This window comes from Blautia acetigignens (genome assembly GCF_025566865.1).
Classification (GTDB): Bacteria; Bacillota; Clostridia; order Lachnospirales; family Lachnospiraceae; genus Blautia_A; species Blautia_A acetigignens.
The window spans coordinates 1-12,709 of sequence record NZ_JAOQJM010000010.1; the positions used below are offsets into that span (position 1 = coordinate 1).

9 protein-coding genes are annotated in these 12,709 nt (G+C 46.4%); all 9 read right to left on the bottom strand.

Annotation, left to right across the window (positions count from 1 at the left end; translation table 11 throughout):
• Window positions 1-138: 138 nt before the first annotated feature.
• Window positions 139-441: a hypothetical protein gene (locus tag OCV70_RS12295; protein ID WP_021925829.1), complete on the bottom strand. Its 303-nt coding sequence runs from the start codon at window positions 439-441 to the stop codon at window positions 139-141.
• A gap of 271 nt (window positions 442-712) precedes the next feature.
• Window positions 713-856 (bottom strand): hypothetical protein, encoded by a 144-nt coding sequence (locus OCV70_RS12300; protein ID WP_021925830.1) that lies wholly within the window; start codon window positions 854-856, stop codon window positions 713-715.
• On the bottom strand, window positions 853-1,161 hold the full coding sequence (locus OCV70_RS12305) for a hypothetical protein (protein WP_021925831.1): 309 nt from the start codon (window positions 1,159-1,161) through the stop codon (window positions 853-855). Before OCV70_RS12305 ends, OCV70_RS12300 begins: the two co-directional genes overlap by 4 nt.
• Window positions 1,162-1,209: 48 nt before the next feature.
• On the bottom strand, window positions 1,210-2,694 hold the full coding sequence (locus tag OCV70_RS12310; protein WP_262579725.1) for a glutamate synthase subunit beta: 1,485 nt from the start codon (window positions 2,692-2,694) through the stop codon (window positions 1,210-1,212).
• Window positions 2,695-2,708: 14 nt separating this feature from the next.
• On the bottom strand, window positions 2,709-7,265 hold the full coding sequence (gene gltB / locus OCV70_RS12315; RefSeq protein WP_262579726.1) for a glutamate synthase large subunit: 4,557 nt from the start codon (window positions 7,263-7,265) through the stop codon (window positions 2,709-2,711).
• Window positions 7,266-7,270: 5 nt separating this feature from the next.
• Window positions 7,271-8,902: a CTP synthase gene (locus tag OCV70_RS12320; RefSeq protein WP_186901493.1), complete on the bottom strand. Its 1,632-nt coding sequence runs from the start codon at window positions 8,900-8,902 to the stop codon at window positions 7,271-7,273.
• 181 nt (window positions 8,903-9,083) lie between these two features.
• Complete coding sequence (locus tag OCV70_RS12325; protein ID WP_021925838.1) at window positions 9,084-10,394, bottom strand: Na+/H+ antiporter NhaC family protein; 1,311 nt, start codon at window positions 10,392-10,394, stop codon at window positions 9,084-9,086.
• A gap of 262 nt (window positions 10,395-10,656) precedes the next feature.
• Entirely contained in the window at window positions 10,657-10,884 is a 228-nt protein-coding gene (locus OCV70_RS12330; protein ID WP_117853985.1) for an HPr family phosphocarrier protein, read from the bottom strand.
• 226 nt (window positions 10,885-11,110) lie between these two features.
• The gene (gene purF, locus OCV70_RS12335) at window positions 11,111-12,535 is read right to left on the bottom strand and encodes an amidophosphoribosyltransferase (RefSeq protein ID WP_117853863.1); all 1,425 of its coding nucleotides are present in this window, start codon (window positions 12,533-12,535) and stop codon (window positions 11,111-11,113) included.
• Window positions 12,536-12,709: the final 174 nt, after the last annotated feature.

Here is a 12,709-nt window from a genome sequence, read left to right on the forward strand (position 1 = left end):
ATTTTATTCTTTCAATAACTACAGGGATTCTTTGCGGTTTCACAGGTTTTCACATAATTTATTTGAAGTAGCACAATAGGTTAATTTATATTCATACATGCCACGCATGTATCCTTTCATCACAGGCATTAAAGCGGATTATTTAATATCCAGCCATTTTAGTGTTGATAATTTCATCTTTATCATCAAGGCAAATGCGCAAGGTGAATTAAAATGTGATTTTCTTTGTTGCTCCATTTTTGAAATATGAAACGGGATCTTTCCGAGTAGCAACATATAGCGGTATATTCGCATTTCGCTTCCGGAAAACAAAAAAATCCGGTGACGCATGGATACAATTCCACACATCACCGGACGATTTCTATCCTCATAAATTTTCTCATGAGCAATCTCCAATGTGTACTTTTCTACATAAATAATATCATGTACAAGGCTTCCCATTTGATAATTTTTGTCTCATTTTTTACACATTTCAAATGGTCTAAACTCAACTTTTCCCCTTTATCAAACAGCCGAAAAATCCAGTAAAATCAAGCGTTTCAAGCACTTCATCAAATCATTGCCAGTATATTGCCGTGTAGGTATATCTCCTTTAGGTGGATTGGTTGATAGTTTCTCGACAACTCTATTTTACCATAAACCTTGAGGAGATATTTTATTTTTAACAAGAAAAAATGCCGTATTTATGCGGCTTTTGGCGTTTCGCAAACGCCTACCCTGCATAGACTGCAAGGAGCTCAGCTGCGTCCTGTACCTCTTCCTGGGAAAGACCTTCCAGATCTACCCCGCAGTCTGCAAAGGCCTCTGTATAATAGAGTTCCCCGTCTTCCACTTCTGCTACCTGATACAGGGTCATTTCCACATCTGGTTCCGAAAGCTACAGGAAAACTTTTTCTTTTTCCTTTTTCTGATTCCTGCTGCCAGAAGACCAATCACCAGGATAAGCACAAGGACTGCTGCCCCTGCATATGAAAGGGTCAGGTCTTTTGCCTCTTCTTTTTCCCGTGTTTTTACGGAAATGGTTTCCGGGTTCTCCGGCTCATAAGCAGTTCTTTCACCCCGCACCAGAAGCCTGTGGGAATCCCGGTGTGCCTGGACAACACGCAGTGGGTGGATCTGCCGCCTGGGGATTTCCTGCTTCGATTTGTGTTTTTGAGGCAAAAAAATCTCCAGATATGCGCATCTGGAGATTTTTGGTATCTATGTTTTTTACAGATAAGAGTAACCCATTAAGGATTCGTCCACTGCCTTGGCAGCTTCTCTTCCTTCGCGGATGGCCCATACGACAAGAGACTGGCCTCTGTGCATGTCGCCGGCTGTGAAAACTCTCGGAACGCTGGTTTCGTAAGCTTCCGGCTTTGTCTCCACGTTGGTGCGAGGGGTTGTGGCTACCTTGAAGGCATCGGTAACGTATTTCTGGCTTCCCAGAAATCCGGCTGCGATCAGCACCAGGTCAGCAGGGATCACTTCCTCGGTTCCTTCTACGGGAACCATCATCATACGGCCAGTTTTCGGATCCTTCTCAGACTTCAGCTTCACGATCTTAGCCTGACACACGTTTCCGTTTTTGTCCTTAATAAACTCAGTGACTGTAGTCTGGTAAATACGTGGGTCGTGTCCGAATACGGCAATAGCCTCCTCCTGGCCGTAATCGGTTTTCAGAACCTTCGGCCACTCCGGCCACGGGTTGGAGGCTGCACGCTCTACTGGAGGCATTGGCATCATTTCCAGCTGGGTTACAGATTTGGCACCCAGACGGACGGAGGTTCCCACACAGTCGTTTCCGGTATCACCGCCGCCGATCACCAGCACATGCTTGCCCTTTGCATCCTCGTAAGGTGCTTTGGTAAAGTCGCTGTCCAGTAAGGTTTTGGTTACTTTTTTCAGGAAGTCTACTGCGAAATAGATTCCCTTGGCATCTCTTCCCGGTACCTTGATGTCACGGGGATTGGAGGCTCCGCAGCAAAGAATCACGCGGTCAAATTTTTTCAGAAGCTCTTCTGCTGTGATGTCAACGCCTACATTTGTGTTTGTCACAAATTTCACGCCTTCTTCTTCCATCAGCTTTAATCTTCTGTCAATAACAGATTTCTCCAGCTTCATGTTAGGAATTCCATAGCGAAGCAATCCGCCAATGCGGTCACTTCTCTCAAATACAGTTACACTGTGACCTCTTCGGTTCAGCTGCTGTGCGGCTGCAAGTCCGGAAGGGCCGCTTCCTACTACTGCAATGTTTTTTCCTGTGCGGACAGCCGGCGGCTGTGGTTTCACCCAGCCCTGTGCGTAAGCGGTTTCAATAATGGCACGCTCGTTTTCCTTGGTAGAAACCGGTTCTCCGTTCAGGTTGCAGGTGCATGCAGCCTCGCAAAGTGCAGGGCAGACACGGGAAGTAAATTCCGGAAAGCTGTGCGTTTTATTCAGACGAAGGAATGCCTGTTTCCAGTTTCCTGTATATACCAGGTCATTGGTCTCCGGCACCAGATTGTGCAGCGGACAGCCGGATGCCATACCTCCGATCATCATTCCTGCCTGGCAGAAGGGCACGCCGCATGCCATGCAGCGTGCTCCCTGAAGCTTCTGTTTTTCTTTATTTAATGGGGTACGGAACTCCTTGAAATTGGCAATTCGCACCTTAGGCGGCAGAACCTTTGCCACCTCTCTGTTATATTCTAAAAATCCAGTCTGTTTTCCCACGATTCTTCGCCTCCTTAATGCTTAACTCCTATGCTTTCGTAGAATGCTTCCATCTGTGCCTGTTCACTGTTCAAACCCTTTTCCTCAAGCTTTGCGCTTAAGGTGATCATTTTCTTGTACTCATTTGGAATGAGCTTTTTAAAATGAGGCAGGTACTCATCAAACTGATCCAGAATCTTCTTGCCAAGGGCTGAGCCTGTTGCGGCTACATGAGCTTCAATCAGATCCCGAAGCTCTTTTTCGTCATATTTATTATCCACCTTTTCAATAGAAATCATGGATTTATTCAGATTTCTGTAAAGAACATTCTCCACATCCAGAACGTAAGCAATACCGCCGCTCATACCTGCTGCAAAGTTTTTGCCCGTTCTTCCAAGAACAACCACACGGCCGCCTGTCATATACTCACAGCCATGCTCGCCGACACCTTCTACAACTGCATTTGCACCGGAGTTACGTACTGCGAAGCGCTCGCCTGCCATACCATTGATAAAGGCAGTTCCGCTGGTGGCTCCATAAAGGGCAACATTTCCTACAATAATGTTATCTTCTGCTTTGTAGCCTGCATTTTCCGGAGTTTTCAGAATCAGCTTTCCGCCGGAAAGACCTTTTCCGAAATAATCATTGCAGTCACCGGTAAGCTTCAGGGTAAGTCCCTTGGGGATGAATGCACCAAAGCTTTGTCCACCGGCTCCTGTGCAGTGGATTTCTACAGTGTCTTCCGGAAGTCCCTTTTTGTGGTTTCTGGTAATCTCAGCACCAAGGATGGTTCCAAATGCACGGTCTGTGTTTTTAACAGCCACAGAGAGCTGTGTTTTTTCACCATTTCGGATTGCACTGCTGCATTTTTTGAGCAGGATCCTTTCATCCAGTGTTTTTTCCAGCTCGAAGTTGTACTGTGATTTCGGGTCAAAGGTTACCATATTGCCTTCTCCTGCAAATGGATTGTTCAGGATGGCACTAAGATCAACCTTTCCCTTGTGTGGCTCGTCCACGGCATCTGTTGAAACAAGAAGATCGGTGCGTCCTACCATTTCCTTCAGGCTGCGAACACCAAGCTTTGCCATATATTCACGAAGCTCCTGTGCAATAAAGCGCATGAAGTTTTCTACGTATTCCGGTTTGCCCTTGAAGCGTTTTCTAAGCTCCGGGTTCTGGGTGGCAACACCAACCGGGCAGGTATCCAGGTTGCACACTCTCATCATCACGCAGCCCATAGTTACAAGGGGAGCGGTTGCAAAGCCAAATTCCTCTGCACCAAGAAGTGCGGCAATGGCAACATCACGGCCGCTCATCAGCTTGCCGTCTGTCTCAATGCGGACACGGTTTCGAAGTCCGTTCATAAGAAGGGTCTGATGTGTTTCCGCAAGTCCAAGCTCCCAGGGAAGTCCTGCATTGTGGATGGAGCTTCTTGGAGCAGCTCCTGTACCTCCGTCATAACCGGAAATCAGGATAACCTGTGCGCCAGCCTTGGCAACACCTGCTGCTACAGTACCCACACCAGCCTCGGAAACCAGTTTTACGGAAATATCTGCATATTTGTTTGCATTTTTCAGGTCATAGATCAGCTCTGCCAGGTCCTCAATGGAATAGATGTCATGATGGGGCGGCGGGGAGATCAGGCTGACACCAGGGGTGGAATGACGGGTTTTTGCAACCCACGGGTAAACCTTCTTTGCCGGAAGGTGTCCGCCTTCACCTGGCTTTGCTCCCTGTGCCATTTTGATCTGGATTTCTTTTGCAGATACCAGATAGCGGCTGGTAACGCCAAAACGTCCGCTGGCTACCTGCTTGATGGCTGAGCATCTGTCATCCGTGCTTCCTGCTGAATCCAGTCTTTCCTCACTTTCACCGCCTTCTCCTGTGTTTGATTTTCCGTGAAGATGATTCATGGCAATGGCAAGAGTTTCATGAGCCTCCTGGGAAATAGAGCCATAGGACATAGCACCGGTCTTAAAGTGCTTTACTATCTCATCTACACTTTCCACTTCTTCGATCGGCACCGGGTTCTTTGCATATTTAAAGTCCATCAAAGCACGAAGGTTGCCGTGATTTTCCTTATCGACAAGATCGGTGTACTGCTTGAACATCTCATAGCTTCCGGTTCTTGTGGACTGCTGAAGAAGATGGATGGTTGCCGGGTTGTAACGGTGCTCCTCACCCTGGCTTCTCATTTTGTGAGCACCTACGCTGTCTAAGGTCAGGTCTGTGGTAAGTCCAAGAGGATCAAATGCCTCAGAATGAAGCTTTTCTACATTATCCTCAATATCCTCCAGTGTAATACCGCCTACGCGGCTTACCGTTCCGGTGAAGTATTTGTCAATTACGTCCTGGGATACACCGATTGCCTCAAAAATCTGGGAGCCCTGGTAAGACTGAATCGTGGAAATACCCATCTTGGAGGCAATTTTTACAATGCCGCTGATCACAGCGTGATTGTAGTCTTCCACTGCAGCATAGTAATCCTTGTCCAGCATATGTGTGTCAATAAGCTCATGGATAGTCTCAAGTGCCAGATAAGGGTTCACTGCACTTGCGCCATAGCCAAGAAGTGTTGCGAAGTGATGAACCTCTCTTGGCTCGCCGGATTCCAGAATAATTGCAAGGGAAGTGCTCTTTTTGTTTTTTACAAGGTGCTGATGTACTGCGGAAACAGCAAGGAGTGACGGGATTGGCATGTGGTTTTCGTCCACTCCTCTGTCAGAAAGCACCAGAATGTTAGCACCGTCTCTGTAGGCTTTATCAACCTCCACAAACAGGCGGTCAATGGCACGCTCCAGCTTTGTGCTCTTATAATATAAGGTAGAAACTACTGCAACCTTAAAGCCCTCGTGATGCATTTCCTTAATCTTGAGCATATCCGTATTGGTAAGAATCGGGTTATTGATCTTCAGTACCTTGCAGTTCTCCGGAATCTGCTCCAGAAGGTTTCCGTCTTTTCCAACGTAAACGCTGGTGCTGGTTACGATTTCCTCACGGATGGCATCGATTGGCGGGTTGGTTACCTGTGCAAAAAGCTGTTTAAAGTAGTCAAAAAGTGGTCTGTTCTGTTTGGAAAATACAGCCAATGGAGTATCCACGCCCATTGCGCCAATGCTTTCTGCTCCGTTTAATGCCATATTGCGGATAGAGGTGCGGTACTGCTCGTAGGTATAGCCGAAGGCTTTCTGCAGGCGGGAGCGCTGCTCCTCGGTGTACTCTTCCATTCTTTCGTTTGGAATTTTGATATCCTTTAAATGTACCAGATTGCTGTCCAGCCATTCGCCGTATGGCTGTTTCTTTGCGTACATTTCCTTTAATTCGTTGTCGTCAATAATTTTTCCCTGAAGGGTATCTACCAGAAGCATTTTGCCTGGGTGAAGACGCTCTTTGAGAATGATCTTCTCTTCCGGTACCGGCAGAACGCCTACCTCAGAGGAAAGGATCATGCAGCCGTCTGAGGTTACATAGTATCTGGATGGACGAAGACCGTTGCGGTCAAGAACTGCGCCCATCACATCTCCATCTGAAAAGAGAATGGAGGCCGGTCCATCCCATGGCTCCATCATAGTTGCATAGTACTGGTAGAAGTCACGCTTTTCCTGGGAAATGGTGTCGTTGTTTGCCCATGGCTCTGGGATGGTGATCATCACTGCAAGGGGAAGCTCCATGCCGCTCATGGTAAGGAATTCCAGGGTGTTGTCAAGCATTGCAGAGTCGGAACCGTTTCGGTTGACAACCGGAAGGATCTTCTGCATTTCGCCCTCCAGGTACGGGGACTCCATATTTTCCTCTCTTGCCAGCATTTTGTCTGCGTTTCCACGGATGGTGTTGATCTCACCGTTGTGAACAATGAGACGGTTAGGATGTGCTCTCTCCCAGCTTGGGTTTGTGTTGGTGCTGAAACGGGAATGCACAAGGGCAATGGCGGATTCATAATCCGGGCTCTGAAGATCAGAGAAAAATGTGCGAAGCTGGCCTACCAGGAACATTCCTTTGTAGACGATGGTTCGGCTGCTCATGGAACATACGTAGGTATTGTCGTTGCTCTGCTCGAACTCCCGGCGGGCAATGTACAGCTTGCGGTCAAATGCAAGACCTTTTTCCAGATCATCTGGCTTTTTGATAAATGCCTGCATGATGCATGGCATGCACTCTCTTGCCTTATGTCCAAGAACCTCCGGGACTACCGGGACTTCTCTCCAGCCAAGGAATTCCAGACCTTCCTTTTCCACGATGATCTCGAACATTTTTTTCGCCTGGGCACGTTTGATCTCGTGCTGCGGGAAAAAGAACTGGCCAATACCGTATTCCCTTTCCTGACCGATCTCAATTCCTTCTTTTTTGCAGGCTTTTTTGAAAAATCTGTGTGAGATCTGAAGAAGGATACCTACACCGTCACCGGTTTTGCCTTCGGCATCCTTTCCGGCACGGTGCTCCAGATTCTCTACAATACGAAGAGCATTTGCCACTGTATCATGAGATTTTTTACCTTTGATGTTTACAACTGCACCGATACCGCAGTTGTCATGCTCAAATTCCTGGCGGTAAAGTCCCTGCCTTTCCTTTATCACTTCTCTCATTTTCCTCATCCTTTCTATTGTTGATTCAGAGTTTCCTCTTTTTGCTGTTTTTTATCTGCTGCCGCTTTGATGAAGCCGCGGAACAGCGGGTGTGCATGGTTTGGTCTTGACTTGAATTCCGGATGGCCCTGGGTTCCTACAAAGAACGGGTTGGCCGGGATCTCGATCATTTCCACAATGTGGCCATCCGGAGAGGTTCCGGCAATGGTCATGCCTTTGGCTGCAAGCTCCTCGCGGTATGCGTTGTTGACTTCGTACCGGTGTCTGTGGCGCTCCTGGATTTCTTTCTTTCCAAAGAGTTCTAATGATAAAGAGCCGTCCTGAAGGACACATGGGTAACTGCCAAGACGGAGGGTTCCGCCAAGGTCTTCTACTTTCTCCTGGTCTGGCATCAGGGCGATGACCGGATGTGTAGTTTCCGGGGCAAGCTCGATGCTGTTTGCATCTTCATAGCCAAGGACGTGGCGGGCAAATTCTACGATTGCCATCTGCATTCCCAGGCAGATTCCAAGGTATGGGATCTTGTGGACACGGGCGTACTGTGCGGCCAGGATCATGCCTTCGGTTCCTCTTCCGCCGAAGCCGCCTGGTACCAGGATTCCGTCTACGCTGTAAAGTCTCTGGTCCAGGTTTTTCTCATTGAGTTCTTCGGAATCAATCCAGGTGATCTCTACTTTTGCCTTGCATGCGATTCCGCCGTGCTTCAGGGCTTCTACGACGCTTAAGTAGGCATCGTGGAGCTGAGTGTATTTTCCTACCATTGCAATGTTTACGGTTTTGTCCGGGTGGCGGAGATTTTCTACCATTTCTTCCCAGTCGGTAAGGTCTGGTTTGCGCTTCTCAAGTCCAAGGGACTGCATGACCACGTCTGCCAGTTTTTCACGTTCCATGGCAAGTGGTGCTTCATATAAATATTCTACGTCCAGGTTCTGGAGTACGTGGGATACGGGTACGTTGCAGAACAGGGCGATTTTGGCACGAAGGTCGTCGGTGAGGGGATATTCGCTTCTGCATACCAGCACATCCGGCTGGATTCCCATTCCCTGAAGCTCTTTTACACTGGCCTGGGTGGGCTTGGTTTTCATTTCACCGGAAGCCTTCAGGTATGGAATCAGGGTTACATGAATAAGGATGGCATTTTCGTGTCCTACGTCATGCTGGAACTGTCTGATGGATTCCAGGAACGGCTGGCTTTCAATGTCTCCTACTGTTCCGCCTACCTCAATGATGGCAATTCGGTCTTCATCCGGGGATTTGGCACGGTAGAAACGGCCTTTGATCTCATTTGTGATGTGGGGAATGACCTGTACGGTTCCTCCCCCGAAGTCTCCGTGGCGTTCCTTCTGAAGAACGGACCAGTAAATTTTTCCGGTGGTCACGTTGGAATTTTTATCCAGGCTTTCATCAATAAAGCGCTCATAGTGACCAAGATCCAGGTCGGTCTCGGTTCCGTCGTCGGTTACGAAGACTTCGCCGTGCTGGATGGGGTTCATGGTTCCGGGGTCGATGTTGATGTAGGGGTCAAATTTCTGCATGGTTACCTGGAAGCCTCTGGCTTTTAGAAGCCTTCCTAATGATGCTGCTGTGATTCCTTTTCCCAGTCCTGACACAACACCGCCAGTGACAAATACGTATTTTACTGCCATCTTTCGATTTCCTCCTCCTGATTTCCGGGCTTCCTTATGGATGGCCCGAATACACAAAAAGGCACCAAAGAGGGATTTCAGGGGGCACTTGACCTGTTTATCCTCTTTGACGCCTTTGTCAAAACAAATTCTTATTCAAAAATATGCTATATAATATATCATATTTGGAGATTTGTCAATGTTATTTTTCACAATCTGAGCTTCTCATAATTGTGATCAGTGAACTAAGCAGAAGCAGCATGGGGTAAAACAGCTTCGGCATAATCTGAAATGCAGAAATCTCACCGCCCAGTTCATTTACTGCCGAGACTGCAACCAGCATCTGTGCACCATAGGGAATCACTCCCTGGAAAACACAGGAAAAGGTATCCAGAATGGAAGCTGTCTTTTTCGGCGTAATTCCGTATTCCTCTGCCATCTCCTTTGCAATAGGATTTGCCATCACGATTGCCACGGTATTATTGGCAGTTGCAATATCCATAGTTCCCACCAGAAGTCCGATTCCAAGCTGACCGCCTTTTTTCTCACGGAAAATTTTATGTATCCAGCTAAGAAGTGCATCAAATCCGCCATATTCACGAATCAATGCGCACATAGCAGCCACCAGGATCGCTACCATACAGGTCTCGAACATTCCCGAGACACCGGAGCCCATGTTTTTCAGAATCTCTACAGGTGTGGTATTTCCTCCGATCAGCATGATAACTGCACCGGATGCAATTCCTGTCAGCAATACTACAAACACATTGATTCCAACAATTCCTCCGATCAGAACCAGCACATAAGGTATTATCTGCATCAAATGATAGGGCTGGCTCACATGTCCCTGAATTTTTGTCTGGAATGACAAAAACAGGATCAGGACCAATGTAGCTATTGCTGCCGGAAAAGCAATCCAGAAGTTCTCCCGGAATTTGTCCTTCATCTCGCAGCCTTGTCCGTTACAGGCAGCAATGGTGGTGTCTGAAATAAAAGAAAGATTATCCCCAAACATAGCTCCGCCCATAACAGATGCCACGCAAAATGCCAGATTAAATCCGGATGCATTGGAAACTGCTGCTGCGATTGGGATCAGAAGGGTAATCGTTCCTACTGAAGTCCCCATTGCCACAGATACAAAGCAGGCAACAACAAACAAAACAGCCACTGAAAACCTGGCCGGTATGAGACTTAGCATACAATATGCAACACTCTCTGCGCTGCTTCTTCCCACAACTCCTACAAAGGAGCCTGCTGTAAGAAAAATCAGAAGCATAGTGATAATATTTTTGTCTCCCACACCCTGTGCCATGATCTCCAGCTTCCTGTCAAAATTCAATGCTCTGTTTTGCAAACAGGCTACCAAGATCGCTGCAAGAAATGCGATTACAATGGGTACGTTATAAAATCCCATGGGAATATCCATCACATACTCAAACAAGATGCCAAGTCCAAGATATAATACGAGAAATACACCGATTGGAAGCAAGGCAATTCCTTTTTCTTTTCTCATCTTTTCCTCTTTCCACCATACCAGAGCATGTTTGAAAAAGACTCTGATCTGGTTATATAATCACCTTGCTATTCTATCATACACTTGGGTTCTCTACCATAAATAATTCAGCATTTCCTGTGAAAAATAAAAAAAACAGACACCGCCGATTCCATGCTGTCTCGTATTTCAAGTCAATTCGGCAATATCTGTTTTTTGCAATTTTAGTGGGACACCAAGCAGGTGCCAGTCTGACAGCTGCTGCAAAGCCATTCAAGCGGACTTAAGCAACTGCAAACTTCTGTAATGTACGATTAAATTCCTTGCTCTCTCCATGGCACTGCACAGTAAGCACCCGTGTCAGGTCCATACTCAGAACTCCCAGAATGGATTTTGCATCAATGATAATTCTGTTATAGAATACATCTATGTCAAAATCGCATTTCCCTGCTGCCTTGACGAACTCCTGAACCTCTTCCGTCGCATTCAGCTTAATTTGCTTCTGACACATCATTATTCACCCTTTCTGTTTTACAGGAATGTTTTTTCCTTGATTGAGGCAGATTATGCACCCATTTTCGATTTTTGTCAAGTTCTTTCTTGTACATTGTTTTTTTCCACATTTCAGCAGTATTTTATGTATGTTGCACAATTTTTCGCATTATTTTTTGGCTATTATTCACCATTTCGTTGTTGGGTTCATTCTGTAACCAATATTACAAAAGCCATTTTTCATCTTAAATTTTATGAATTTCAAAATCATTTTGTAAATTATTCTCATTGGGAATTTCCATGGGATAATTGCCATCAAAGCATGCCTTGCATATGGGAAGTCCGCCTGCCATGCCCTCCAGGTACTCTATCTCCATATAGCCAAGAGAGTCTGCGCCGATCATTTTGCAGATTTCCTCTGTGGAGTGTTGTGCCGCAATCAGCTGATCATTACTTGGCACATCTGTTCCGAAATAGCAGGGATGCAAAAATGGCGGAGAACTGATTCTTACATGAACTTCAAGAGCACCGGCTTCTTTAAGCATACGGATCAGGTTGGCAATGGTGGTTCCCCGGACAATAGAATCATCTACGAGGACAATTCGTTTGCCTTTTACTGCAGCTTCCAGAACACTTAGCTTCAGATGAACGCTGGATTCTCTTTCTTTTTGGGTAGGCTTGATAAAGGTTCTTCCAATATAGGAATTCTTATAGAATGCAAATCCGAAAGGTATTCCGGATTCCTCTGAAAATCCCTTTGCGGCAGGAATTCCGGATTCCGGTACTCCGGTGACAAGATCTGCCTCTACAGGGTAAGATTTGGCAAGGGATTTTCCTCCTCGGATACGGGCATCATAAACGCTGACCTTATCAAGAGTACTATCCAGTCTTGCAAAATAGATATATTCAAATACGCAGTGGGCGCGGGTTTTCACCAAATTGGCCAGTGTCAGATCAGACTTGATCCCCTCATGGCTGATGGTAATCATTTCCCCCGGCAAAATGTCGCGGATAAACTCAGCACCAACGGAAGTCAGGGCACAGCTTTCAGATGCCAGGACATAAGCATTATCTCTTTTTCCAAGGCAAAGAGGTTTCAGGCCATAGGGGTCACGGACGCCGATCAGCTTGCGGGGACTCATGATCACCAGACCGTATGCACCCTGAAGCTTTTTGGCTGTATTTAGTACAGCATCCTCTACACAGCTGGTATGCACACGTTCCCTTGCAACATGGAATGCGATGACCTCTGAATCTGTTGTTGTATGAAAAACTGCTCCGCTCTGAATCAGTTCCCATTTCAGAGCCTTGGTGTTCACAAGATTGCCATTATGCGCAAGTGCCAGACTGCCTTTTACATAAGACAAAACAAGAGGCTGGGCATTTTCAGCAACAGACGCTCCGGTTGTAGAATAGCGCACATGTCCGATTCCAATGTCCCCACTCATTTTATGAAGAGTTTCCTCGCGAAGTACTTCACTGACCAGACCCAGATCCTTGTGAAATTTTACATTTCCAATAGGACCTTTGGTATCGGATACTGCAAGTCCGCAGGCCTCCTGTCCACGATGCTGCAAAGATGTAAGACCATAATAAATAGATGCTGTCACATCATTTCCATCCAGATCGTAGATTCCAAAGACGCCGCATTCTTCTTTAATTTCTGCCATTTGTCTTCCTCCTTGGTGCTGATTTATGTTATAGAAACAAAAAAAATTATAATTAAAGAAGCTCATTTGTCAAGTGCGCTTTTTTCATTTTTATCAAGAATTTTTTTCAGGCTTTTGCAAAAATATTTTGGAATTTTTTTCAAAAAATATATTGACAAGTCCGTTTTTTTGAGT

Excerpts from the sequence above, each read along its gene's own strand:
- gltB (WP_262579726.1), bottom strand. The coding sequence starts at position 7,265 with ATGAGGAAAATGAGAGAAGTGATAAAGGAAAGGCAGGGACTTTACCGC.
- OCV70_RS12295 (WP_021925829.1), bottom strand. The coding sequence starts at position 441 with ATGGGAAGCCTTGTACATGATATTATTTATGTAGAAAAGTACACATTG.
- OCV70_RS12300 (WP_021925830.1), bottom strand. The coding sequence starts at position 856 with ATGACCCTGTATCAGGTAGCAGAAGTGGAAGACGGGGAACTCTATTAT.
- purF (WP_117853863.1), bottom strand. The coding sequence starts at position 12,535 with ATGGCAGAAATTAAAGAAGAATGCGGCGTCTTTGGAATCTACGATCTG.
- OCV70_RS12320 (WP_186901493.1), bottom strand. The coding sequence starts at position 8,902 with ATGGCAGTAAAATACGTATTTGTCACTGGCGGTGTTGTGTCAGGACTG.
- OCV70_RS12325 (WP_021925838.1), bottom strand. The coding sequence starts at position 10,394 with ATGAGAAAAGAAAAAGGAATTGCCTTGCTTCCAATCGGTGTATTTCTC.
- OCV70_RS12330 (WP_117853985.1), bottom strand. The coding sequence starts at position 10,884 with ATGTGTCAGAAGCAAATTAAGCTGAATGCGACGGAAGAGGTTCAGGAG.